Source organism: Phyllobacterium sp. SB3 (assembly GCF_040009165.1).
Classification (GTDB): domain Bacteria; phylum Pseudomonadota; class Alphaproteobacteria; order Rhizobiales; family Rhizobiaceae; genus Phyllobacterium.
In genome coordinates, this window is the sequence record NZ_JBDYKI010000002.1 from 690,455 (window position 1) to 714,520 (window position 24,066).

The window sequence follows — 24,066 nt, forward strand, 5'->3', positions numbered from 1 at the left end:
CAATATGATGAAAATCATTCAAGTTACCGACCTGCATCTTGTCGCGCAGGGAGAACTGCTTTGTGGCCTGGACCCACTCAGCAGGCTTCAAAGATGTATTGATGATGTTAACGAGCATCATGCCGATGCGGATATGATTATTTTCACCGGCGATCTAAGCGACACGGGCAGTATAGATACCTACGAGACACTTGCGGCAGAATTGAACAGGCTGGTCGCACCCTATCATTTGATGTTGGGAAACCACGACAACCGTGACGCTTTTGTGAGGACTTTTACCTCCATCGCTCCAGACGAGGGGTTTATCCAACGCGTCATCGATACAGCTGAGGGCAGGGTTATCCTGCTGGACACGCTGGAGACGGGACGGACAGAAGGTCGGCTCGATGACGGCAGATTGGCCTGGCTGAAACGGAAACTGGACGCCGTGCGAGATCAGCCCGTCTACATCTTTACCCATCACCCGCCTTTTCCGATCCACATGCCTCACCTGGATCCAATCGGTCTTATTGATGCCGACAAGCTTTTCGCACTTGCGCAGGAACACGGAAATATCCGGCATATTTTTGCAGGTCATGCACATCGGCCTGTTGCAGGAAGTTGGCGTGGCATTCCGATTAGTGTGCTGCGCGGAACGAACCATCAGTCAGCACTGGGGTTTGATCCTGACCGGGTTCCGGTTACCCATGAGCCGCCCGTCTATGGTGTGATTTTTATTGATCGGGATACGGTCATAGTTCATTCCCATGACTTTATGGATGCCTCTGCTGCTTACTATTGACCTGTTTCAACAGAGCCAGCCTTACCCGCCCGGCGCTGCCGGATTTCTTCTGATGGAATGGGGCCTGCATTTTGAAATATAGATTTGACAACCCGCCGGGTTGGAAAATTGCGGTTGGGCAGCGGCCCGCCTGACGGAGCGCGCGCCGCGAAGGATCACCTCACGCTCACCGGCAATCCTGATGTTTAACGGAACTTGCGTCGGCGCGGGGCATGTCGTTTTCTGAAAGGCCGCTGAAGCGCCCGAGTGCCTAAGCCTGCTGCAGCTGCAATATCCGAGCCATGACCGGGGCGTATAGATTATCGCATACGAACGTCTCGGCGGTATAGAGCGGGCTGCAACTGTCGCCGGGAATGCCAATCGCAACGCTGTGGTTTTCGCCCGGATCACCGCTTTCTTTGCAAGGTGGCTCGTCTAAAGCCATGGCAGACTCGTTGAAATTGATGATGTGGCTCCATGCAATCGAAGGCTGTCTGCGGAAAAACAAAGTCAGCAATTGTGCTGTAGTTATCGAAAGTTTTGGAGAATGGAACTGGATCTTCGGCTTATTGGATTTGACCGTGCTGTTGACAGCTGACAACCGAGTTGCATTTCGAAGCGCGTTGACAGCTGTCAACAGGCAGGCCTTGCGTTCACCCTTTATAAACCACATTTCCTTACAATTTAAGAAATTCCCACCATTGTAAGCGAGTACGATTTTGTCCCAGCATCCCAAGGCAGCATCCTCCGATTTGTCCACCCCGGCTATTTCACGGCGACATTTGTTACTGGGTTTCGGCTCAATGGCGGCGCTTGGCGCATCAGGGTGCACCCAAACATCACTCGGTTTGCCGGAATTGAATGTCGATCCGATATCCACCAATGGAATTCGCCCGCAGATAAGCATCGACAAAACTGTCACCGTGCCGGATGTCATGTATGCGGCTGTGCAAGAGGGGCCATATTATCTTCCGGCCGTGCCGTACCAGAAAGTGCCCGCGCAATTTCGCAGGCAGGTGGTTGTCGATCCGACGGGGGAACAGCCGGGAACGATCGTTGTCCGCTTGCAGGAACGTTTCCTCTATCTTGTCCAGCCAGGCGGCGATGCGATTCGCTATGGCGTAGGTATCGGCAAGGCTGGTTTCCTGTGGAACGGGCGCGCTAACATTCAGTATAAAAAAGAATGGCCGCGCTGGACGCCGCCGCGTGAGATGATCCAGCGCAAACCGGAACTGGTCAAATACCAGAATGGACAGGAACCGGGCCCGCAAAACCCTCTGGGCGCACGGGCGCTGTATATCTTCAAGGAGGGGATCGATACCGGGTATCGTATTCACGGCTCACCGGAATGGTGGTCGATAGGCCAATCTATGTCTTCTGGTTGCGTCCGGCTAATCAATCAGGATATAATAGATTTGTATAACCGTGTGCCCGGTAAGGCGACTGTCGTGGTTGTTTAAAGCAGACCAGGTGTCGCCCCGAGCAGAAGCTAAAGCTCCACTATCTTCTGTGTACCCAATCATTTACTATAATAACAATGGTTTATGATTCTAGTGGGTTATCCATCAATGATCTGTTTCGTCCGGTTGTGGCCGCCGAGGATGCGTTGGCAAGGCTGGATGAAAGGATTTCGCGCAAAAGCGATCTGAACGCATCCCTCCGTCGCTCCGGTGGCGGTCTGATGCGTGAGAATGAAGGCTGGATTGCGCGATCTCACTTCATGGATGCGTGTAACGCTTTGTGGCTCGCAGGAGAACTTGTGCATGTCGAGGATCTGGTTCTTCACGACGCTCGAATGGACATACGCACGCCAACCCACGAACTGACCCGCGCCCACAATATCCTGCGCGTCCGAAGGCAGATCGCGGCAAGCCCGCCAGCATGGGCGTTGAGTGCCAGGGGTATCGCTAGCTTGAGGGGACGGTGGATCAATGAAACCATCCCGCAGGAAATCGTCGCCGAGCCAGTTTCCGCTTCCGAATATGAAAATGAGCTCAAGACAGATGCGGAGAACGCATTCGAGGACGAGCTGGCACGCTTCGATGCATTGCTGGACCGGACAAGCCAGACACTGCTGACTCCGTCAAATGTATCCCATTCGCGAGGCGAGGGGAGGTTGGAAACGAAGTCAGTCTCCGAGGATGTGACTTCGGATGGTGATCCATTGGTTTATGACCCGGTCTGGAATGAGGATGAGCGGATCGGGCGCTGGCTTGTCGTACACGACATGACGCGCGATCTGCCGCCGCTTTTGGCAGCAGCACTTTTATGGGATGCATGGGAAGACATCGAGCCGCTGCAGCATCAACACTGGCTCGGGTCGCTGCTCGTATCGGCCATGCTGCGCGAGCGCGGTAAAACCAGATCCCACCTTGCGGCCTTCAATTCCGGCCTGCGTAATATTCCGCGCGACCATCGCCGGGCGAAAGACAGAGGAACGCGGCTCACTGCATTTTTGAGAGCGGTTGAGACGGCCAGCATCGCGAATCTCAAGGAAATAGAGCGGTTGGGGCTCGCAAGAATACAGATGGAACGCAAGCTGAAGGACCGACGGTCAACATCTAGTCTGCCGGGCATGATTGATCTTGCGCTCTCCCGGCCAATGATTTCAGCGGGTCTGGTCGCCAGGGAATTGAAGGTATCGCAGCGAGGTGCCCTCAATCTTATCGGGGAATTGGGCCTGCGCGAAATGACGGGGAGGGGGCGTTATCGTGCCTGGGGAATTATCTGATTTTTATCCGGCAAAAATAAATTGAGGCCGGATGCTTTTTCGGGTGGCAATTCAGGTCAGTAAGAAATTTGCTGCATGGCCTTGAATTCGGGCGATCCAGACACATTTGAAGAAGTGCAGCGCCGGGCCCCTCTGGTCATGGTTTCCGCTATGGCGATGTCGGAGCTGCTCCACTTGTTCAAATGGAGATGGTCCGGCGATGGATTCGCTTATTGCAGCCCTTTCGGGCGATTTTCTTGGTACACCTATATACTTCTGGGCGGCGTTCATCAGCGTCGTTGTCGCCCTGTTGGTTTTCGATCTTGGCATCTTACATCGCAACGAGCATGAAATAGATGCCAGGGAAAGTCTTCTGCTTTATGGCTTCTATGTCCTCGTTGCACTCGCCTTCGGTGGCTGGGTGTGGTGGCAGCGAGGTTCGCAGGCTGGCCTTGAGTTTTATACCGGCTACCTGATCGAACAAAGTCTTGCCATGGACAACATGTTCGTCATTGCAACGATATTCGGCTTTCTTGGCATCCCGCGCCTCTACCAGCATCGAGTGCTTTTCTGGGGTATCCTGGGGGTTATTGCTTTTCGCGCCATCCTTATCGGCCTGGGTGCGGCCCTGGTGTACCAGTTCAACTGGATATTGTTTTTCTTCGGCGCCTTCCTCGTCTTTACCGGCGTCAAGATGTTCGGCCATAACAATGACACGCCGGATATCGAGCAGAACGTCGTCTTTCAGTTCCTTCGCAGGCGGTTCAACATTACAAACGAGCTGCATGGCCGCAACTTTACAGTTACCAAGCCTCACCCGAAAACGGGTAAGCCTGTTACCTGGCTGACACCCCTCGCAGTAGCGCTCATCATGGTTGAAACCGTCGACCTGATATTTGCAGTCGATTCCGTTCCTGCCGTTTTTGCCGTCACCCAGGATACTTTTATCGTATATACATCGAACATATTCGCCGTTCTTGGTTTGCGCGCACTGTACTTTGCGCTGGCGGCAGCAATGAACCGGTTTCGCTATCTGCAGGTTTCACTGGCAATCATTCTGGTGCTGATCGGTATAAAGATATTCCTTGTCCCGCTAGGGGTTCATATCAATACGCTTTTATCTCTCGTGATCACGCTGGGGATTCTGGCAAGTGGCGTGATTTATTCACTCTATAAAACGCGCCGTGAAACAGATATCGCCGACGGATAGATCGTCATAAGTGATCGGCAATTCAGGGAAGGGCGCAAACGCGTCCTCTTCTTCAAGTTTGTAATTTATGATCAGTAACGCAGTGTCGTAGATCGGTTTCGGCAGTCCGGCTGTCTTGAAACCGCATCTTTTCAAAAGGAAAAATCTGCTTTGCCTGCGAAAGTTATTATTCTTTGCCAGTTGTCTATTGGCAAAAAGTTAATCTAGGCTTCTCAACCGCCAGTAGAGGGCGCCATTCTGACGGGGCTATATTCGCGATGTGGCAGTGAAGGTTTGGAGGCGAGGTACACACAGGCGTGGAGGCCGGCAACAAGAAATCCGTCTGAACAAGAGCATTGGAAGCCGCAAGGCTGCGGATGCGCTGTTCTATTATGTAATTCGGTTCGAAGCATAATTTGAAAGGAATGTGTCATGACTCTCAAAGGGCCTCAAAGCGCTGGTTCAGCCACGGATTCGAGCGCAGTAACCGGATGGCAGGAGTTTTATGCCGATAGACTCCAGCGGAAGAATTCAGCGACCGATGATGCATTGCGGGCCCACTTCGAAGCGGAACTCAAGCAAGCAAAATTAACGATGGATGCCATGGGCCTCAAGCCCGGCGATGCCGGGCCTCCTGCCGCGGAGAATGTTAAATCTCCCGACAATGCAAATGGGCAATTCATTGAACCTGACAAACAGAAGCCCGAAGTTCTGCCGGAAAAGAACAGGCCCGGAAGTGAAAAAAAACCGGTTGACGTAGCAGGCGCAGGAAACTCGGGGACAGACGCTCTGGGACCGGGCCTTCACGAGAATCTCAAGCCTTATAGTGAAGACATTTTGAAAGCCTCGAAGGCTACCGGTGTTCCGGCAGACCTTCTTGCTGCTGTCATATGGGATGAGTCCAAGGGCGAGGCTTCCGCTGGAACTGTCAACGGCGAAAACGGGCAGACTGACAGCGGTTTGATGCAGGTTAATCCTGGCACATTCGCAACTCTCAAAAGCACCTATCCTGATCTCCTGCCGGGAAATAACCAGACGGAGCCGCAAACCAATGTAATGGCTGGGGCGCTTTACCTGAAAGAACAGTTCAAAGAGTTTGGCAGCTGGGATCTCGCGCTGCGTGCATATAATTCAGGTCCCGGTTCTGTAGACCGATCAGATCCATCTGCGTCGACAACGGGTTTGGGGACCAAAAACTATGTCGAGAAGGTGAACTACTTCTGGAATATCGTTAGCAAGGGCGGGGAATTGCCCCTTTCAGGCTATCCAGGTGGAAATGGGTCTTTTGCCTGACTGCACTGTAACGACAGGCGTGACGCCTATGCGTTCAACCTGGAAGTGTCTGTGCATCCAAAGAGATGAACATTCGTGTCAAACGGCTTTTGGCGCGTAGCCTTGTCAAGATAAATATGGAGGATCTTTTAATGGACGTGCCGTCAGTAAAACTGCAAAAGACCAATAATGGCGATGCAAATTCCTCCCTGGATATTTCCAAGTGGCTCAAAGCTACGACCGCTATCCAAACCAAATCTCCCGATGACAATACTCGCAAGCAGGCCGAGGCTTTGGGTATTGAGTGGGATCGCCCCGAGGGCGACAATCGGTCTGCCAAATATATCATCGAAAACTCTCCCATGCTGAAGGACCTGATTGATCACGAAAACGGCGGCAAGGGTCGCCCGGATGTCGGTGACATGAAGGATGGTCTGAAGAAGCTGGTGGGCGATTACGAGAATGACTCCGATGCAGCTTTCAGGGCTGATCAGGTGCTTGAACATATCGAGAAGTTCGACGGCGACGGAAAGCTCATTTCAGGCAAAGACGTCGGGAACGGAAAGATCGACGGGATCACTGATTCCGATCAGGTAAAGAACGGAACAGAAGCTGGCCGTCTGAAAGATCTCGGCAAGTATGGTTTCGAACACCTGAAGGGTGATCTGGTGAAGTCCAACACCATGTGGGGGGATCCGAAGGCGCGTGAGGAAGCAGCGCGCCTCGGTATCAACTGGGTTGCGCCCGAAGGTGATAACCGGTCAGCTGAAGACATTATCAATGACAATCCTCTACTCAAGAATCTTGGCAACCAGAGCGGTGTAAAGGATAAGCTGAGGGATCGCGTCGGTGACTTCGAACATGATCGCGACGCCGCCTATCGTGCCGTACAGGTACTCGAGCACATTGAGAAGTTTGACGGTGACGGCAAGGAACTGGACGGCAAGAAAGTCGGCAATGGTAAGATCGATGATTTCACCAAAAGCGGTGAGGCCAGACACGGGACGGAATCCGGACGGCTTCAGGACTTTGGCAAGTACGGTTTTGAAAACCTGAAGGGTGAGCTACCAGAAAAGCTTAATCCCAAGGATAACAAGGAAGCGCGCAAGGAAGCCGAAGCCCACGGGATCAAGTGGGAGCGCCCGAAGGGTGACGAACGCTCTGCCAAAGAGATTCTTGACGACAATCATCTGCTCAAGAATTTGGAGAACCATGGCGACGCAAAAGACATGCTGAAAGAGCGTGTCGGCGATTATGAACGGGATGCTGATGCGGCTTTCCGTGCGACGCAAGTTCTCAAGCACATCGAAAAATTCGACGGTGACGGTAATATCCAGGACGACAAGAAGGTCGGTAATGAAAAAATCGACGGCTACACCAGCAGCAATGAAGCCAAGCATGGAACGGAAGCTGGCCGCTTGCAGGACTTCGGCAAATATGGCTTCAAGAATCTGAAAGGCAATCTGGACGAGGTGCCTGCAAAGAAGAACGATAGCCCGACAACAGGACCGGATAAGGAGCCACCGGCCGACGGAAAGCCCGGATCAAGTGAGATTACCGATGAAAAGAAGGCACGCGAGCAGGCCGAGGCTTTGGGCATCGAATGGAAGCGTCCGAAGGATGATGAACGCTCTGCCAAATCCATCATAGATGACAGTCCCATGCTGAAGGACCTCGTTGACCGCGAGAATGGCGGGAAGGGGCGTCCTGATATCAAGGATATGAAGGAGGATTTGAAAAAGCGGGTCGGTGATTATGAAAATGATGCTGATGCGGCCTACAGGGCCGCACAGGTTCTCAAGCATATCGAGCAATTTGACGGTGACGGAAAGAACAATACCGGCAAGGATGTTGGCAACAACAAGATCGATGGGATAACCGATTCGGATCAGGTCAGACACGGGACGGAGGCCGGGCGTCTAAAGGACTTCGGCAAGTATGGTTTTGAGAATCTGAAGGGCAAGTTTCCGGATCACTCCAGGCCCGGCACTGATGATGCCGCGCGCAAGGAAGCAGAGGCGCTGGGCATCAAGTGGGAACTGCCGGAACACGACAAGCGTGATACCAAAACAATTATCGATGACAGCAATCTGCTCAAGAACCTTGGCAATCAGAGCGGGGTGAAAGACAGATTACGAGATCGTATTGGTGACTTCGAAAATGACCGGGATGCAGCTTATCGTGCTGTGCAGGTGCTTGACCGCATCGAAAAATATGATGCCGACGGGAAGCTGCAAACCGGCGACAAAGTCGGCAATGGCACAATCGACGGTTTTAAGAAGAGCGGTGAAGCCGAGCATGGGACGGAAGCCGGACGCTTGCAGGATTTTGGCAAATATGGCTTTTCAAGTCTCGCCGGTGTGGGTGGCACCTATGATGATTATCTGAAGGACAACAAGGATGCCGATGGTGCATCCAAGATAATTGCCAAGAACGGTGCAATCCTTCATGAGAACTTCGACTCTATCAAAAAGGCGACAGGGGCTGAGGGAGATTCTCTAACCCTTAAAGATCTGGAGAAGTTCAAGGCGGACAACCCCAAATTCATGAGCGATGACCTGAAGAAGTCGCTTGATTTCTGGACCCAGCCCGGCAGCTTCGACATTCTGGAAACCAGCCACGACAAACTGCGAAATGGATCTGACGGGAAAGTTTCGAAAGACGACATATCGGACTGGATGAAGAATGATTCACCGAAGGATGCGAAAGGCGCAATTGAGTTTGCAGTGCGTGCTGCCGACGGCAATGCCGTGTCGGGTGTACAGGTAGAGAAATTTGACGACGAGATTTTCAAGAATCCTGAAAAATACGGTGCCAAGGAAAAAGCCGCCGTCGTACGTGATCTGCAAAGAGCCTATGATCTGGTAGGCATGGGCGAGCAGGCGGGTATGTGGAAAGAAGATCACATTATCAAGAAGCTCGGAGACCGTGCCGGTGTTGGCGATGATCCCAAGGCCGTCCAAGCCGAAATCCAGCAGCGCATCGCCACACTCGAGAAAGAGCCTGATGTTACGAAGTTCCTGGATGAGACCGGCAAGAGCGCCCTTTCGGATTTCCTCAATAGCGACAAGGATTTGAAGAAGGCGCTGACGGAGAACTACGACAAGGACATCAAGACCGGCGCCTTGCTGGACAAGGAATGGAAGACGAAGACGGATGACGATAAAGCCATCAGTCCGACGGAGAACCTTGCCAGCTTCTTCCAAACCGGCAAGATGTATCAGGGGGCTTTGGGGCTTGACGATACCAAGGCCTTGCAAGGTGCCGTAAAGAACTCCAAGCACAATGGCGAATTGCAGGAGTTCTATGAGAAGTCGATGGTTTCGGGCGACCGTTTCAAGGAGTTGCTGAAGGACCACCCTGTCGAAGAAGCAATGAGCACCTTCAGCGTGGAGGCCGCTCTCTACAATTCTGCCTTGGACCCTGAATTTACAGGCAAGTTCGACAAAAAACTCAATGAGAATTTTACCTCCATTGCTGAGGAGGGTGCATTCAAGGATGCAACATTCGAGGATCTCCAAAAGGCGTTCGGCGCCAATGGTGGCGAAAAGCTCGACGATGATAAACTCAAGAAGATGCTTGAGGAAATCGAGAAGACCAATCCTGAACTTCTCGTCAATGCTGATGGTTCAAAGCCTAAAGCAGACCAAATTCTTGGCGCTTTCCGCGGTCAATGGGATATCTTGCGTAATGCTACGGGTGGCGGCAGTCTCTACGATCTGGTTGGCCCCGGCAGTTCTGCCAAGAACACCTTTGATAAAGGTATCATGCATGGGGTGAGCGGATTGTTGCTGGCCGGGATCACCATAGGTAAAGGTGCTGGCTCAAATGGCAATCTCAATGACCGCCAAAAGGTTGATATCGCAATCGGCTCGATTCAGACCGCCGGAATTCTTGCTGAGGGCGGCGTAAAGAATTATCGCGAGTACATGAAAACCGCGGGGATTGATCCCAAGCTCATCGACGACCCGAAGAACTTCAACGAGTTCCTGCAAAAGAATGCAACCAAGTTTGAGGCAGGAGCCGGGTTGGTTGGCAGCCTGGCTGGACTTGCCCTTGGAGCCTACAGCATCTTTGACGGTGTGAAGGCGATCAGAAGTGGCGACAAGGCGGCGGGAGGCTTGAACATTGCGGCGGGCTCTCTTGGTATTCTTGGCTCGGCCGCCGGTGCGGTAGAAGGCGGAATGGGCATAGCCGGTCTCGTTGTTCCGCGTTTGATCAGCGGTCTGGGTGCCGGATTGGGTGTCGCCGGTGGCGTATTGAGCCTGGCATCCATATTCATTTTCGCAGCCATCAACGAAAGCAAGGCTTCATCTCTGCAGAATGATTACGGTGACCTCCTGGGCGATTATCTGGAGAAATATAAGATTGATGGAAAACCAGATGAGAAGAAGGCTTAGCTGGGGTTCCGCGATAACTTTGGTACTCTCATAGAGCCTTTACAAGGGCGCCGACCGGCCGGTTGGGAAGACATTCTCTTCTCAACCGGATACCAGCCAGACTATCCGCCAGAGCTGACGAACCCGACAACATCTACGGGATTATCAAAACCTCTCAATGCATGACTGCCAAATGCATTGCATTTTATCCCGGCTTTATCAGCAAGGTCGGAAGTCATCAGCAATTCGGCACCAAGATCTTTGGCAAGCACCTGCAGACGAGCGGCCCGATTGACCGACGAACCGATAATCGTAAACGAGAACCTGCCAGCGGAACCAATGTTGCCGTGAACTACATCGCCAATGTCGATCCCGATCCTGGCCCGTAGTTTTGGCAGGTTGTTTCGTGACGAGCTCTCATTCAGCCCATCCAACGCTTTTAACCCTTCCAGAGCGGCATTTATTGCGGAGGCACATAGGGCCTTTTCGTCAGCAGGATCGGTAATCGGAAAAAACATGACGACGCCATCACCAACATAACCAGATACTTGCCCGCCCGCGTGGGATAGGGGCCTTGTCACGGTCTCGAAGAATAGATTGAGATTATTGATAAGCGATTGGGCATCCAGCCCCTCCGTCATATGGGTAAAATCTACCAAATCACAAAAAAGAACGATCACGTGAATTTCATCGACTTCGCCAAGACTCACGCGTCCATCCAGCATGGCTGTAGCAGCATTGCTGCCAAGATAGGTCTGAAGCAGGGTGCGCGCTGCTGAAGCATTTAATCGTGCGCCTAATGCCAGTGCAAAAACGGGCGTCACAAGCTGAAGCAGGTGAATATCCGATGGTTTAAATCCTGCGGGCTCTTCTGTGATAAACAAGCTCATCACGTCGTCAAAGAAGCCAATGGTGATGTCCGGTTCGAGGTGGTTTGCGAAGGCAATTGCGTCCGTTTCCCTTCCTTGCAGAACCGACGCAAATCGAGAGTTTTTGGTATCGATGCGAAGTGTGACTACATCTTCTTCCAGCATGTTTGAGAAAACATCTACGGGACGTTCGCTAGTCCCGACATCAAGTGCACCTTTGTGCCATCGTATCCGATGCAGGTCCGCCTCGGGATCAACGACGTCACAGGCAATCTCAATAGTTGAAACATTTACACCAGCTTTTGATAAGCTGGTGCCCAGAATGGCCGTAATTTCTTTATCAGTCATTCCGCCGAGCGATGCGTCGACCAGACTCTGGCTAATCTGCAGGAAGGATATAGTCAAATAGTTGGCTTCATGCGGAACATTCTGAAGATGAGCGGGATTATTGGTGTCGTTATTTGCCATTTCTGCCCTGCTTTCGCAGCATCTGTATCGCGAATTACATCATGCCACGTGAGATGTTCCAATCGGCAGCAAGCTAACTGGCTGCTTAAAGATTCTCCAAGGTCACATTTGACTCTATTCAGCGAAGTTTCAATAATGCAATTCCATATTTTGGATCGCGGTGATCCAGTGAGTTTGCTCAAAATTTTACGAGGCTTGCCTGATTCGACCTTGAGAATGTTCGTTTCCCGTTTAAGGAGCCGTCCTTTGCCGCACAGGTTGATTTGCATTAAAAAATACTTGATTATTAAACTCATAAATATTAAGCCGCCCGTGCGACTGCGCTCTTTGCGCGAAAAACCGGTCCAGCAGTCCGGAAGAGCCGCGCAGAGACAAAACAAGGATATCGAAAAGATGCGAGCAATGGCGACGGTGCGGAAACCATCAGGTTCAATCATGTACGGCCTGAGAGCAGGGGCTCTTGGTTTGGCAATGATCGCTGGTGGCCTCGTCCCATCGATTTCCACTGCCCAGGAAACTCCTCGGGCAACCCCGCAGCAAGTCACCCCGGCCGTCGAGCCGTCGGCACAGCAACCAGCTGCAACCCAGTCTGAAAACCCACCCGCTGTTGAATCTTCACCGTCTATGCAGGTGACCCCGCCAGCAACGGAACCAGGCGCACAAGTACCAGTAAATCCCGCTGCTGCGGGAACAGGGTCGCCGGAAGCGGGAACTGCTGCACCGGAGGCGGGTTATGCCAAGGCAACATTGCCGCACAACCTTTCGCCATGGGGTATGTTCATGGCCGCCGACTGGGTGGTCAAGGGCGTCATGATCGGTCTTGCTTTTGCCTCCCTGGTCACATGGACAGTCTGGCTGGCCAAGACTCTTGAACTCGCCGGTGCAAGAATGCGCGCCTACCGCGCACTCAATGCAATCGGCAATGCACGGACCCTGCAGGATGCCGAGCGGGCACTTGAGGGCCGGGGAGGGCCGGGTGCTTTGCTCGTCAACGCTGCCCGCGAAGAAGTGCGGCTTTCGCAGGAAACGCAGGCTCACACGAGTGCAGACGGCCTGAAGGAACGCATTGCTTCGCGCCTCTCACGCATCGAAGCGCAGGCCGGACGCCGTATGAGCCGTGGCACGGGGGTGCTTGCGACCATCGGTTCAACCGCACCCTTCGTTGGTCTTTTCGGAACGGTCTGGGGTATCATGAATTCCTTCATCGGTATTTCACAATCGCAGACAACCAACCTCGCTATTGTCGCGCCGGGTATTGCAGAGGCGCTTCTGGCAACCGCCATCGGCCTGGTTGCGGCTATTCCTGCAGTGGTTATCTATAACGTTTTCGCCCGTTCGATCACCGGCTATCGTCAATTGCTTGCAGATGCTTCGGCAGGCGTCGAACGCCTCGTCAGCCGCGATGTTGATTTTGCCCGCGTGCCATCTGCAGCCCGGCAGGTCCGTCCTGCAGCAGCCGAGTAGGAGCGAAAAATGGCTGGCGGTATCAGGCACAATGTTTCCGACGACGAATTGCAGGAAAATCACGAAATCAATGTGACGCCGTTCATCGACGTCATGCTGGTCCTGCTCATCATTTTTATGGTCGCTGCTCCTCTGGCGACAGTCGATATCAATGTCGATCTTCCAGCTTCCACAGCGACGCCCGTGCCGCGACCGGATCAGCCGCTTTATCTGACGCTCAAGGACGACAAGACCATTGCAATCGGCAACAACACCGTGAGTGCCGACACGCTTGGGGGCTTTATTGATCAGCAGACCAGGGGCGACAAGGAGACCCGCGTTTTCCTGCGGGCTGATCGCGCAGTCGATTATGGCGCACTGATGGACCTGATGAATAATCTGCGCTCCAACGGCTACCTCAAGATCGCGCTTGTCGGCCTTGAAAGTGCACCGCTTGCTGCACCCGGCGGAAACGCACAGTAATGGTGGGCAGGCCAAGCACTCTGGGCGGACTGCTGCACCCCGACTGGCGCGAGGTCGGGCGCTGGACAATTGCCGGGATTGTTGTAGTCGGTGTCCATGCCGGTGCGGCGTTGGCAATACACACATACCAGCCGGAGGATGAAGGGGGCGATATTGCCGCCCCGATCATGATCGATATGGAGCCCATGCCAGCGCCTGTGGTTGCTGAACCGGTGAAAGAAGAACCTGCCATCGAGCCCGAGCCTATAGAACCGGAAGTTGCCGAGCAGGAAGCAGCAACACCGGAAGTGGAACCTGAACCCGAGCCCCAGATTGAGCCGGTCGAAGAAGTGGCCGAAGCGGAACCGGAACCTGAAGAGGTTGAGCCTCTCGAAGAGCAGACGGAAGAGCTTGTTGAGCTACCCAAGGTAGAGGTTCCGCTTCCTGTCGTTCGTCCCGTGCAGGAGAAGCCCAAAAAACCTGTAGAGAAGAAGATCGTTCGCAAGGTAGAGAAGCCTGTCACCGCAAAAGTCGTAAACGACAAGCCGGTAGAGGAAAAGCGGCAGGCGGCGCCAAGTGCTTCCTCTGCGCGTCAGGCAGAGAAATGGAGTACACGTGTCCAAGCCTATCTTGTCCGCCGGGCCAGAAGAGCCAGAGCGGATGGATCGGGAACAGTGACTGTACGATTTGTTGTCTCCAGGTCCGGCGATATTGTCTCGTCGAGCGTCGTTGGGAGCTCCGGATCAAGCCAATTAGATCAAAGTGTGCTCAATACCGTGCGTAGCGCATCGCCGGTTCCATCTGCGCCTGACGAGGTGAATGTATCGCGCCAGAGCTTCACGGTACCCTTCCGTATCCAGTAGGGCGCGATTTAAATAAACAAATACTTTCAAGGAGTGGTCAATGACCGAAACAGTCGGACACACCCAGACGCAGCACACAGATCCCGGGGTAAGTGACGCTCTGCTGGAACTTGGCGATGTAAGCTTTGCAATTGAATCGCGCACGCTGCTGCAGCCGCTTTCGCTGAAACTACAGTCGCGCCGCGTTACCGGCTTGATTGGACACAATGGCTCGGGAAAGTCGACGCTGGTAAAAATCCTGGCCCGGCAACAACCACCAAGTTCGGGCACTGTAATATTCGAAGGCAAAGCTATAGATGAGTGGGGCGCTCGGCCATTTGCCCGCAAGGTTGCCTACCTGCCGCAATATACGCCACAGGCGGACGGCATGCTCGTCAAGGAACTTGTGGCACTGGGGCGGTATCCATGGCATGGCGCACTGGGGCGTTTTGGCAAGCAGGACCGCGAAAAGGTCGATGAAGCCATTGAACTGACTGACATCGGCGGTTTTGCAGATCGTCTGGTAGATACGCTTTCCGGCGGGGAACGTCAGCGCGTCTGGTTGGCCATGCTTGTCGCTCAGGATGCCGAATGGCTGTTGCTTGACGAGCCGATCTCGGCACTGGACGTAGCGCATCAGGTTGAAATCCTTTCGCTGGTGCATCGCCTGTCACGTCAGAAGGGGCTTGGTGTCGTTGTGGTCCTGCACGATGTGAACATGGCCGCCCGCTATTGTGACGAAATCATAGCTCTGCATTCCGGCAAGCTGATCGCACGCGGCACTCCTGACGAAATCATGACATCCGAAAGCCTCGGTGCAATTTATGGCATAGACATGGATGTCATTCGCCATCCCTCGTCCGGCGTACCTGTCAGCTTTGTGAGGTAATTCTGGTCGGTTGGCGCTATGTTTCCTGCCGCTCAGCCTGGAAGAGCAGGTTTGCCAGGATCTGCATGCCAAGGCATTTCTTGCTCGCCAAGTAGTCTGACTCTTCGCCAAAAAAATTGACTCATCTCAGTTTGCATTTTTGGGTTGATTTCGAGTTAAGGCATTGTTTTTATTCGCTTGCTGCTAAACCTCTCTCCTAGAGGCGCTCTTGGGTTTTCCTTAATATTGAAAGATTATAAGGTTGGGATACCCGTTGCGAATGGGGATTCGCTGGCGGACGAGGTTAAGATGGGGTCGAATTGACGTTACTTGACGAAATGCTGACGAATCCCGAACGGGAGGATGGCGGTAGGATTGCTCGAGCGATTCGACTATCAAACGGCATGGGGTGAGCTTGCGTGAAAGCGTACTAAGTTTGATGAAACGCTATCAGCAGGATCCTGCCATCATGCCGCGTCAACTTTTTGACGAGCTTAACACCGGGCAACGCGCTGATTTCAAAAGCCTCAAAGAACTATCTGACAAACAGGCGTCTGTTGAAGGCTCTGAATGACCGTGGAATAGAGCTTTTGAACGAAGATGCCTGATGCTTGAATTGCCGGGTAGAAAAGCCAACCGGAAGGAATAATCAATGAAATACGCGGATGAAATGCGTGCGAGGCTTCCGGCAACGATGCGGCTGCCGGATGAGTTTGAAGCTCTGTTCGACTGGATCGAAGCGAACGGCTTCTTCATGCCAAGCGGGCGCTTTCCCGGAGATCGCCTCGGGATGCTTTGTTCTTCGGATGGCCCGCATCAGGGAACAGTCATTCTTCTCCGGATCGAAACAGCCGAGCAGGCGCAGGAATCCGGCGAAGCGTGGCTTGGCAATGCTGTTCCAGATGTCGCGGAGCGTCTCGTTCCATTCGCACGCACGGGCGGCGATGGATCTTATGCTGCGTTCTGGATGGATGACACAGGTCAGCAACAGATTGTAAATCTGGGCTCAGAAGGCCAAGTGTGTATCCTGGCACCTACGCCGCTCGATTTTCTGCGCCTGCTGGGCATTGGTTACGAGGAAATCAGTGGCGACTGCCTGTATGATCCAAATGCAGTACCCGATGATTCCGGTGGCAGGCGCATTGTTGTCAACGATGCCTATCGAACTTGGCTGACCAGTCATTACGATGTAACCATCCCCCGAACGGCGTCTGAAATTGTTGGTAATGTTCCGGACAGTTCCGGGGCAACGTCCAGCGATCCATTCTGGCGATGGGTGCATTTCAACCAGGCGAAACGGAATCGAGATTGAACAGTGAACGGAGGCAGGGATAATGGAACCACAGATCGCACTGAAGCCTCTTCTCACAGGTGATCCAGTTACCTTGGAGGCATTCTTGCAATCAACTCCGCTAGCAGCATGCGACAGTCCCTCCGTGCTGGCTGCAATCCTCCCATCTCATCCGCAGTACAATGCAAAGCCGGTGCTGGGTGAAGATGTCAGCTTCGTCCTGAAAGTGGCGGAGCCGCTTTCAGAGGTTTGGTTTCGTTTGCCGGCAAGTTTTGATTACCGCTCGTTGAAAATCCTTGCCACCGCGCCAGCCGTCATTTTCGAAATTGAGACAACGGGCCTGCTGGTGCGCACGAATATGCAGGAGCTTGGCCGAAATTTTGCACCGTGGGTTGAGCGGACTGAATCTGAACGTGAAACCGCCTTCACGGCTCTTGCAAACGTCTTTGAATTCCCGAAGCCGCGGCCGGTGCTACAACCTTTCATGTCCGATGTAGCAGGTGAAATCGTTCCGGATTCCAGCGGATTTTGGCAGGCGGCGGCACCGCTCGCACTGCCACTTGCCGACGGCGAGCCATTACCTGTGACAATGTCCGGAATCACCGCAGGCGATGTCGCCCTGATCGATAAGGCTCTCATGAATTTTCTCGCTATGAGAGCCGAAGCGCGTGAGGATGCTTCCCTGCATGTCCTGTCTCAGTGCCGGGAATTTTTGAATTTTGTTGGCACTGATGGTGATGCCGAACGTCAGGCTATGATGGCAATCAGCGACCCCGCCGAGATCTGGCGATACGTCACGATTGAGGAACTCTTGGTCGAACGGCATGACACCGGAGATGAGCCAGTCATCTATATTGCACTCTTATGCCGTTGCGCATGGGATGAAGAGCACGGCCTGCAATTGGTATATCGCGATGGCCTGATGTTAACGCGTGTCAGTGAGCAGGACGGGCGGATGGTGTAGCCAGCGTGGGGCACTTCATTACTGGCGCATCATTGGAGAAAATGCGCAGCCTTGTTATGCCTTGGGCTGCAGCGCTTAAGTTCGTATTAGTCCTGCTCGTAAACTATCCACGCTCGATCAAAGCGGCGTCGTGCGGCTAGATCATCCTCACGCACCAGCACGTTTATGGAGCCGGGAAGGGTGTAACCAATTGCTTCATCCGAACCGATCTGCAGCACAAGAGGCTATACGAGAACATCCCAGCTGTGATTATGAACCCTGAGTGATGGCGTTGGTCAATTTACTGTCCTCAGAGAAGCATCAGAAATAAGCCGCATCTCAGACTATAGACTTATTGCGGCGGCTATACAGGAACTAAGTATCCTGCTGCCGATTGGTGACGATGGGCACGAGCCTTTTCTTCGCGATGATGGTCCGTCAACCCGGGAAGCCGTTGTGGAGAGCTTTTTCCAAAAATCGATGCGTGAAGCCTTGAAATTAGCTTACAGCGGGTTCTTTGCCTGAGTTTTCGGTTATCAGAAATCGTTCTCGATCGGTTGCATACTTTCCGCAATGTATGGCTGATACAAACTGTTAATTGGCCCTCGCAAACTTGATTTTCCTTTGAGCCATGGTCTAGGGTAGGGAATTATCGAACCGATCGGTTCGGGCTGCGGATCGGAGAAAATAATGCTCACGCCAAACCGCCAAGTGATAGCTTTCTTGCTTTCAGCAACGATCATAGCTCCTGTCTCGGTAAGAGCGGAGACCATTTTTGGGGCCATGGCGAAAGCATACAGTAACAATTCAACGCTCAAGAGTATGGGCAGGAGCGTCAACGGCAGTGGGACCAGCTAGGCCGACAGATCAAGAGAGAGCTTCAGAAACCGCCAATATGGCTGTCTTTGCCGGGGGCCGCGTCTACCGGGCAGGGCCATTCCTATCCGATAAGGATCGTGGAATGCTGACGATTGCAGAGTTGATGGCTTCGATAGCCATTCTTGAAGAACGGGGTGAACTCAACCAGCTTGACGAATCCGCCTATCCACCGGAAGGCGCTATCAACTGGTTGTACGGACTGACAGCCGGCTTCTATTTCAACAATGCGCACAAGCTGGAGATTCGCGAAGCCGCCCTTGAGCTGGCTGAGCGCTATTATGATGCAGTTGAGGGGCGAATAAATCTGCTTTCGAGAGATGGCAGAGGCAAACAGATCATGTCCGCTGAAGATATAAGACGGTTTTTGACAGAAGGCCTATATGCCGAAAAGTACCTTCAGAATATGGAAACCATGAGTTTCTACATTCGACATATGCCGCAGGATTTGTTGCGGACAACAGATCCGGTCCACGAATATCTGACCTGTTTGCTACCAAGCGAGAAGTATCACGGCGGTGGCGGCAATCTTATGTATCAGACACGGCTGGCGGAACTCGACCGGAATCCTGCAGGCGTCATTGGCGCCTTTGTCGATGCGTGCCAGGCATTGAATGTGTTTTATGCAGTTTCAGGCATTGCCCTGTTGTTCTATTCCTACACGTCAGGTGCGCCGGCCAGGGCCTATCCGCTTTACCGCCGGTTCCCCGGTTTTTTATATGAAGATGGCGTCAATTTCGGACTGGAGATAACCCGGCGGACAGATGTTATCCGGGACGTCAACTGGTTGACAGCCGTTAATGACGAGCTGCTGGAGCGGGCAGGTGGTATTGAAAAGGCACATGTAATTGCAGGGGGCGAGGTTCTTCTGCATCCTTACAAGGGCGGGGTGGTGTTTCAGGCAGGTGAGCGTCCCCATCTCGGTGATATAAATAAAGGGAAGATTCCCGAGGCCTATCGCGCTGTGGATGAATTCTTGCGTGAGGTCAGTTACGAGGAATGGGAGTATCCCTATCTCGGCGTTCCTGACGACGTCGACGCGATGGCCTTCACCGAGGAGTGGTCCAGACGCTTTGAACGTGAGTGAACGGATTGCTACGTCAGTTCGGTTGCTCAATTCGCAGTGTGGGCAATCAGGTGGTTTTGACGGGGTGGACTCCCCCTCGACGGCATTGATGTGCCAGAGTGGAGACGTTGATCACCATTTGGAGGAGGCGTCCATGAAAGAGATTAGCATTATTGGTCTGGATTTGGTGTGGTAGCGCATTTGCTGAAATTGATATTTTGCGCTGGATAGAAAGCTCATTTCTCGGGCTCGTGGCAAACCACTTCAATATTGTGTCCATCAGGATCAATGACGAACGCTGCATAGTAGTTCGCGTGGTAACGTGGGCGTAAACCAGGCGCACCATTGTCGTTGCCTCCAGCCTCCAAGGCAGCATGATAAAATGCTTCTACCTGCTGACGGTTTTCCGCGGTAAATGCCAAGTGAAGATGCGCTGGCTTCTCTTCCGTTTGGTAGAGGCATAATGAGGCCTTCCCCTTTGGGCTAAGCTCAACTCCATATGTTGGTTCTCCCTCCGCAACAACACATACCCCGAGCGGCGCGAGTGCTTCAAGATAGAAGGCCTTGCTCGCTGCATAGTCGCTGACACCGAACTTGACGTGGTCAAACATGAGTTCTCCTGAGTTGCGTTATACTGACGGGATTGTAGATATCGTCGTCTTTAGTCAGGTAGATGGGGGGCATGGGTGATTTCTCTGCGGCCAGTTGGAGCGCTTTGTCACGGCGTGATCAAATTTAGCGCCTACTCATGCAACTCGTAAACAGGCTATAAACAATCTTATTTGGATAATCAGCGGTCCACGCGGAAAGGGGGCGTGTTGTGAATTTACGGCTTCAGATCATCGCCCTGGCAATCGTTCCACTGGTTGCGGCCATCCTGTCGGTTACCATCTTTATTACCTGGCAGTCCTCCAGTCTGGTCAGAAGCAGTATCGACACCTTCGAACAGAACATGTTGAACTCGAAGGAAACGGAGATCACAAACCTGACAACACTGGCCTTGTCCGCCATCAACGCGACTTATCTCAACGCTGGCCCGAACGACGGCGATGCCAAACGAAAAGTGACAGAAATACTCAAGGGGCTTGATTACGGTCAGGACGGATATTTTTTCGTTTATGATTATGACGGAGACAGCATCGTCCACCCGCGTCAGGAGTTCCGGTCCGGACATAATTGGCTGGGTATCACCGATCCTGATGGCGATCATGTTATTGCCAATCTGATTGCAGTGGCGAAGGCGGGCGGCGGACTGCATCAGTATAAATGGGAGAAACCATCTACTGGTCGAATGGCCGACAAACTCTCCTTTGTGTCAGGTCTCGATAAATGGAGATGGGTCGTGGGAACGGGTGCCTATCTTGATGATGTCTTTGCGCAGACTGCGGCTGCGAAATCAGAACTCCGTCAAAGCATAGGCAATACGTTTCTCATTGTTGCGCTTGTCGCTGTACCGGCAACCATCGTCGTGTTTTCAACGTGCATGCTGATCACGCTCCGGGAACGCCGTCTGGCGGATAGCAAACTTAAACGACTGACGCAGAGGGTCATCGACACGCAGGAGGAGGAACGGGCCCGCATATCGCGTGAATTGCATGATGGCATCTCGCAAAATCTGGTAAGCGTGCGCTACGCAATGGATCTGGCAAAACGGAAGACAGCAACGGGGTCCGGGCAGGCATTGATTGCCATCGACTCGAGTATCGAAGCATTGAACAGTGCAATCAAGGAGGTTCGCAGACTTTCGCATGGCCTTCGACCGCGTGTTCTCGACGATCTTGGTCTCACCGCTGCCCTTACCGCACTGTGCAACCAATTTCTTGAGCGAACCGGTATCAGCAGCGACCTTGCAGCATCAAAATTCCTGGATGATCTGAAACCGGAAGCCAGTACCGCATTGTACCGTGTGGCACAGGAAGCTTTCAACAATATTGAACGACACGCCAAGGCGAGCGAAGTGAGTGTCAGGATATGGAGTGAGAATGGTCGCGCCCGTATGGCAATTACTGATAATGGCGTCGGGTTTGACATGGATAGCGGCCAGGATAATAGTGGTCTTGGCCTGCGTAATATGCAGGAGCGCATAGCACATTTCGGCGGGCTGCTGCTTGTTAAGAGCGAACCTGGGAAAACCGTGCTGACAGCGATGCTGCCAAGATCAGCATCCCGTTACACGGCAGAAGCAGCAGCCGCAGCATGACACAAAAAACGCCCGTCAAAGTACTGTTGGTAGACAATCACCCATTGGTTGCTGATGGGCTACGGGCTATCCTGCAAACATACGATCACATCCAGATCGTTGGCAGCGCCGGGTCGGCCAGTGCAGCGATTGAGATTGCCCGTGATACTGGCCCGGACATTGTTTTGCTGGATATCAATATGCCGAATGTGAGTGGCATCGAAGCAATCGAGATGTTCAGGAAAGAGGGGCTTGGCTGCCGCATTATCATGCTGTCAATGCATGATAGCCGTGAGTATATATCTTCTTCGGTAATGCGGGGTGCCTCCGGATATGTGCTCAAAGACGTCCCCACAGACGAGATCGCAAAGGCAATTGCCGTAGTTGCCGATGGCGGAACGTTTTTCTCTACCGGCGTGCCGGATGTACTTCTCGAACGCCATATCAAATATGATGCCATCCCGCTGACGACACGAGAAAAGTCTATTCTCGTGCAGATCGCATCCGGAAAGAGCAACCGGGATATTGCTGCCCAGCTGGGAATCTCCAATGCAACAGTGGAGACGCACCGAAAAAATCTAAAGCGGAAGCTCCATATTCCGACAACGGCCGGTCTTGTCCGCTATGCACTGGATAATGGCTTGGGTGAGATGGACCTGTAACGCTTACCCAGTTCTGGGTAGACAAAGACAGGCGGCAGCCTTGCAATCTTGTAACAACTTTATCGCTTCCATAGAAACCATGCCAGTTGGTTTTGGGGAGTACTACGCATGTCTCGGCAATTATCGAAACCGTGGGTGAAGGCCATTCGCTGGCTACTCATTCTACCTTACATCGGGCTTCTTTGGGTACCCTTCTACAATCGTGTGGAACCTGTGCTCTTCGGGTTCCCGTTTTTCTATTGGTATCAACTTGCCTGGGTGCCGCTTACTGCATTCCTGACCTGGATTGTCTACAGGAGCGTGCGTCATGACGACTAGTATCGATATGACGGCGCTCGCCGTATTCATCTTCTTCTTCGCTCTCGTCACCGTTCTGGGATTTGTAGCCTCTCGCTGGCGCAAGCCGAAAACACTCGCGCATATTGACGAATGGGGTCTCGGTGGCCGTTCATTCGGCACGTGGATCACATGGTTTCTTGTTGGTGGTGACTTCTACACCGCTTACACGGTGATTGCGGTTCCAGCACTGGTTTATACGGTTGGCGCTTACGGCTTTTTCGCGCTTCCCTACACAATCATAGTGTACCCGCTGGTCTTCCTTGTCATGCCGCTCTTGTGGAAGCGGGCCAAAGACCATGGTTACGTGACAGCAGGCGATGTGGTGCACGGCCAATATGGCTCGCGCGCATTGGAACTTACGGTTGCAGTCACCGGCGTGATTGCCACAATGCCCTATATCGCGCTGCAGCTTGTCGGCATGACAGCTGCTTTGAAAGCACTTGGGCTGCATGGCGAGATTCCACTTGCCATCGCCTTTATCGTTCTGGCCGTTTATACCTACTCGGCAGGGCTACGCGCACCGGCGCTTATCGCATTTGTAAAAGACATCATGATTTACATCGTGGTCATTGCCGCAGTTGCCCTTATCCCGTCGAAGCTTGGTGGCTATGCCAATGTATTTGCGTCGGCAGATGCAGCTTTTCAGGCGAAGGGTTCAGGTAATCTGTTGCTCGGTGGCAACCAGTATGTTGCTTATGCGACGTTGGCATTGGGCTCGGCACTTGCAGCCTTCATGTATCCGCACACATTGACAGGCATCTTTGCTTCCAACAGTGGCGATACCATTCGCAAGAATGCGGTTCTGTTGCCAGCCTATACGCTTTTGCTGGGTTTGCTGGCGCTGCTCGGCTATATGGGTCACGCAGCCGGCCTGAAGCTGGAAAGTGCAAATGATGTGGTTCCAGCGCTTTTCCAAAGCCTGTTTCCAAGCTGGTTTGCCGGCTTCGCGTTTGCGGCTATTGCCATTGGTGCCCTGGTGCCGGCAGCGGTCATGAGTATTGGTGCTGCCAACCTTTTCACCCGCAATTTCTGGAAAGCCTATGTCAATCCACAGGTGACAGATGAGGGTGAGGCGAAGGTCGCGAAGATCACCTCGCTGCTCGTCAAGGTCGGCGCGCTGCTTGTTATCGTGCTTCTGCCAACTCAGTTCGCTCTCGACCTGCAACTTTTGGGCGGTATCTGGATTTTGCAGACGCTTCCTGCATTGGTCTTCGGGCTATATACCAACTGGTTCCGCGCACCAGCACTGCTGGCAGGATGGTTCGTCGGCTTCTTCGGTGGGACGTATCTGGTTTGGGATGCAAACTGGAAGCCGCTTCACGTCATCGGGTTCGGCGAAAACCAGTTTACCATCTATACCGGCCTGCTGGCGCTGGCTGCAAATATCGCCGTTGCATGCATAATCAATGCCCTGGTTCCGGCAAGAACGGCAATTGCCAGAGCTTGAT

General features: G+C 53.0%; 21 protein-coding genes. 18 read left to right on the plus strand and 3 right to left on the minus strand.

Features of this window, described 5'->3' with window-relative positions:
- Positions 1 to 4 precede the first annotated feature (4 nt).
- Positions 5 to 781 carry a phosphodiesterase gene (locus ABKW30_RS09800; protein WP_348598704.1) on the plus strand — a complete coding sequence of 259 codons (777 nt, stop codon included), beginning with the start codon at positions 5 to 7 and terminating at the stop codon, positions 779 to 781.
- A 250-nt stretch (positions 782 to 1,031) separates the two neighbouring features.
- Here the strand turns inward: ABKW30_RS09800 and ABKW30_RS09805 are convergent, their stop codons facing one another.
- Positions 1,032 to 1,205 carry a hypothetical protein gene (locus tag ABKW30_RS09805; RefSeq protein ID WP_348598705.1) on the minus strand — a complete coding sequence of 58 codons (174 nt, stop codon included), beginning with the start codon at positions 1,203 to 1,205 and terminating at the stop codon, positions 1,032 to 1,034.
- A 358-nt stretch (positions 1,206 to 1,563) separates the two neighbouring features.
- Here ABKW30_RS09805 and ABKW30_RS09810 point away from each other — a divergent pair, with 358 nt between their 5' ends.
- The 5 genes from ABKW30_RS09810 (at position 1,564) to ABKW30_RS09830 (ending at position 10,331) form a co-directional block, all read left to right on the plus strand.
- Complete coding sequence (locus ABKW30_RS09810; protein WP_348599004.1) at positions 1,564 to 2,220, plus strand: L,D-transpeptidase; 657 nt, start codon at positions 1,564 to 1,566, stop codon at positions 2,218 to 2,220.
- Between the two features lie 77 nt (positions 2,221 to 2,297).
- Positions 2,298 to 3,491: an RHE_PE00001 family protein gene (locus ABKW30_RS09815; RefSeq protein ID WP_348598706.1), complete on the plus strand. Its 1,194-nt coding sequence runs from the start codon at positions 2,298 to 2,300 to the stop codon at positions 3,489 to 3,491.
- A gap of 199 nt (positions 3,492 to 3,690) precedes the next feature.
- Positions 3,691 to 4,680 carry a TerC family protein gene (locus tag ABKW30_RS09820; RefSeq protein WP_348598707.1) on the plus strand — a complete coding sequence of 330 codons (990 nt, stop codon included), beginning with the start codon at positions 3,691 to 3,693 and terminating at the stop codon, positions 4,678 to 4,680.
- 411 nt (positions 4,681 to 5,091) lie between these two features.
- Positions 5,092 to 5,952 carry a transglycosylase SLT domain-containing protein gene (locus ABKW30_RS09825; RefSeq protein WP_348598708.1) on the plus strand — a complete coding sequence of 287 codons (861 nt, stop codon included), beginning with the start codon at positions 5,092 to 5,094 and terminating at the stop codon, positions 5,950 to 5,952.
- 131 nt (positions 5,953 to 6,083) lie between these two features.
- Complete coding sequence (locus tag ABKW30_RS09830; protein ID WP_348598709.1) at positions 6,084 to 10,331, plus strand: type III effector HrpK domain-containing protein; 4,248 nt, start codon at positions 6,084 to 6,086, stop codon at positions 10,329 to 10,331.
- 101 nt (positions 10,332 to 10,432) lie between these two features.
- Here the strand turns inward: ABKW30_RS09830 and ABKW30_RS09835 are convergent, their stop codons facing one another.
- Positions 10,433 to 11,647: an adenylate/guanylate cyclase domain-containing protein gene (locus ABKW30_RS09835; RefSeq protein WP_348598710.1), complete on the minus strand. Its 1,215-nt coding sequence runs from the start codon at positions 11,645 to 11,647 to the stop codon at positions 10,433 to 10,435.
- Positions 11,648 to 12,040: 393 nt separating this feature from the next.
- Between ABKW30_RS09835 and exbB the strand changes: the two genes are divergently transcribed.
- From exbB to ABKW30_RS09875, 8 genes are all read left to right on the plus strand, one after another.
- On the plus strand, positions 12,041 to 13,111 hold the full coding sequence (gene exbB / locus ABKW30_RS09840) for a tonB-system energizer ExbB (protein ID WP_348598712.1): 1,071 nt from the start codon (positions 12,041 to 12,043) through the stop codon (positions 13,109 to 13,111).
- Positions 13,112 to 13,120: 9 nt separating this feature from the next.
- Entirely contained in the window at positions 13,121 to 13,573 is a 453-nt protein-coding gene (gene exbD / locus ABKW30_RS09845; RefSeq protein WP_348598713.1) for a TonB system transport protein ExbD, read from the plus strand.
- Positions 13,573 to 14,415, plus strand: coding sequence for a TonB family protein (locus tag ABKW30_RS09850; RefSeq protein WP_348598714.1), 843 nt, complete (start codon positions 13,573 to 13,575; stop codon positions 14,413 to 14,415). The genes exbD and ABKW30_RS09850 overlap by 1 nt, the downstream gene beginning before the upstream one ends.
- Positions 14,416 to 14,455: 40 nt before the next feature.
- On the plus strand, positions 14,456 to 15,283 hold the full coding sequence (locus tag ABKW30_RS09855) for an ATP-binding cassette domain-containing protein (RefSeq protein ID WP_348598715.1): 828 nt from the start codon (positions 14,456 to 14,458) through the stop codon (positions 15,281 to 15,283).
- 394 nt (positions 15,284 to 15,677) lie between these two features.
- Positions 15,678 to 15,836, plus strand: a complete 159-nt coding sequence (locus tag ABKW30_RS09860; protein WP_348598716.1) for a hypothetical protein — start codon at positions 15,678 to 15,680, stop codon at positions 15,834 to 15,836.
- 78 nt (positions 15,837 to 15,914) lie between these two features.
- Complete coding sequence (locus tag ABKW30_RS09865) at positions 15,915 to 16,574, plus strand: hypothetical protein (protein ID WP_348598717.1); 660 nt, start codon at positions 15,915 to 15,917, stop codon at positions 16,572 to 16,574.
- 22 nt (positions 16,575 to 16,596) lie between these two features.
- Positions 16,597 to 17,517 (plus strand): hypothetical protein, encoded by a 921-nt coding sequence (locus ABKW30_RS09870; RefSeq protein WP_348598718.1) that lies wholly within the window; start codon positions 16,597 to 16,599, stop codon positions 17,515 to 17,517.
- Between the two features lie 874 nt (positions 17,518 to 18,391).
- On the plus strand, positions 18,392 to 19,459 hold the full coding sequence (locus ABKW30_RS09875; RefSeq protein ID WP_348598719.1) for a type VI immunity family protein: 1,068 nt from the start codon (positions 18,392 to 18,394) through the stop codon (positions 19,457 to 19,459).
- A 215-nt stretch (positions 19,460 to 19,674) separates the two neighbouring features.
- Here the strand turns inward: ABKW30_RS09875 and ABKW30_RS09880 are convergent, their stop codons facing one another.
- Complete coding sequence (locus ABKW30_RS09880; protein WP_348598720.1) at positions 19,675 to 20,049, minus strand: VOC family protein; 375 nt, start codon at positions 20,047 to 20,049, stop codon at positions 19,675 to 19,677.
- A gap of 209 nt (positions 20,050 to 20,258) precedes the next feature.
- Between ABKW30_RS09880 and ABKW30_RS09885 the strand changes: the two genes are divergently transcribed.
- From ABKW30_RS09885 to ABKW30_RS09900, 4 genes are all read left to right on the plus strand, one after another.
- Positions 20,259 to 21,638, plus strand: coding sequence for a cache domain-containing protein (locus tag ABKW30_RS09885; RefSeq protein WP_348598722.1), 1,380 nt, complete (start codon positions 20,259 to 20,261; stop codon positions 21,636 to 21,638).
- Positions 21,635 to 22,279, plus strand: coding sequence for a response regulator transcription factor (locus ABKW30_RS09890; protein WP_348598723.1), 645 nt, complete (start codon positions 21,635 to 21,637; stop codon positions 22,277 to 22,279). The genes ABKW30_RS09885 and ABKW30_RS09890 overlap by 4 nt, the downstream gene beginning before the upstream one ends.
- Before the next feature lie 108 nt (positions 22,280 to 22,387).
- Entirely contained in the window at positions 22,388 to 22,597 is a 210-nt protein-coding gene (locus tag ABKW30_RS09895; protein ID WP_348598724.1) for a DUF3311 domain-containing protein, read from the plus strand.
- Positions 22,587 to 24,065, plus strand: a complete 1,479-nt coding sequence (locus ABKW30_RS09900) for a sodium:solute symporter family protein (protein ID WP_348598725.1) — start codon at positions 22,587 to 22,589, stop codon at positions 24,063 to 24,065. The genes ABKW30_RS09895 and ABKW30_RS09900 overlap by 11 nt, the downstream gene beginning before the upstream one ends.
- Position 24,066: the final 1 nt, after the last annotated feature.

Excerpts from the sequence above, each read along its gene's own strand:
- ABKW30_RS09800 (WP_348598704.1), top strand. The coding sequence starts at position 5 with ATGATGAAAATCATTCAAGTTACCGACCTGCATCTTGTCGCGCAGGGA.
- ABKW30_RS09805 (WP_348598705.1), bottom strand. The coding sequence starts at position 1,205 with ATGGCTTTAGACGAGCCACCTTGCAAAGAAAGCGGTGATCCGGGCGAA.
- ABKW30_RS09810 (WP_348599004.1), top strand. The coding sequence starts at position 1,564 with ATGGCGGCGCTTGGCGCATCAGGGTGCACCCAAACATCACTCGGTTTG.
- ABKW30_RS09815 (WP_348598706.1), top strand. The coding sequence starts at position 2,298 with ATGGTTTATGATTCTAGTGGGTTATCCATCAATGATCTGTTTCGTCCG.
- ABKW30_RS09820 (WP_348598707.1), top strand. The coding sequence starts at position 3,691 with ATGGATTCGCTTATTGCAGCCCTTTCGGGCGATTTTCTTGGTACACCT.
- ABKW30_RS09825 (WP_348598708.1), top strand. The coding sequence starts at position 5,092 with ATGACTCTCAAAGGGCCTCAAAGCGCTGGTTCAGCCACGGATTCGAGC.
- ABKW30_RS09830 (WP_348598709.1), top strand. The coding sequence starts at position 6,084 with ATGGACGTGCCGTCAGTAAAACTGCAAAAGACCAATAATGGCGATGCA.
- ABKW30_RS09835 (WP_348598710.1), bottom strand. The coding sequence starts at position 11,647 with ATGGCAAATAACGACACCAATAATCCCGCTCATCTTCAGAATGTTCCG.
- exbB (WP_348598712.1), top strand. The coding sequence starts at position 12,041 with ATGCGAGCAATGGCGACGGTGCGGAAACCATCAGGTTCAATCATGTAC.
- exbD (WP_348598713.1), top strand. The coding sequence starts at position 13,121 with ATGGCTGGCGGTATCAGGCACAATGTTTCCGACGACGAATTGCAGGAA.
- ABKW30_RS09850 (WP_348598714.1), top strand. The coding sequence starts at position 13,573 with ATGGTGGGCAGGCCAAGCACTCTGGGCGGACTGCTGCACCCCGACTGG.
- ABKW30_RS09855 (WP_348598715.1), top strand. The coding sequence starts at position 14,456 with ATGACCGAAACAGTCGGACACACCCAGACGCAGCACACAGATCCCGGG.
- ABKW30_RS09865 (WP_348598717.1), top strand. The coding sequence starts at position 15,915 with ATGAAATACGCGGATGAAATGCGTGCGAGGCTTCCGGCAACGATGCGG.
- ABKW30_RS09870 (WP_348598718.1), top strand. The coding sequence starts at position 16,597 with ATGGAACCACAGATCGCACTGAAGCCTCTTCTCACAGGTGATCCAGTT.
- ABKW30_RS09875 (WP_348598719.1), top strand. The coding sequence starts at position 18,392 with ATGGCTGTCTTTGCCGGGGGCCGCGTCTACCGGGCAGGGCCATTCCTA.
- ABKW30_RS09880 (WP_348598720.1), bottom strand. The coding sequence starts at position 20,049 with ATGTTTGACCACGTCAAGTTCGGTGTCAGCGACTATGCAGCGAGCAAG.
- ABKW30_RS09890 (WP_348598723.1), top strand. The coding sequence starts at position 21,635 with ATGACACAAAAAACGCCCGTCAAAGTACTGTTGGTAGACAATCACCCA.
- ABKW30_RS09895 (WP_348598724.1), top strand. The coding sequence starts at position 22,388 with ATGTCTCGGCAATTATCGAAACCGTGGGTGAAGGCCATTCGCTGGCTA.
- ABKW30_RS09900 (WP_348598725.1), top strand. The coding sequence starts at position 22,587 with ATGACGACTAGTATCGATATGACGGCGCTCGCCGTATTCATCTTCTTC.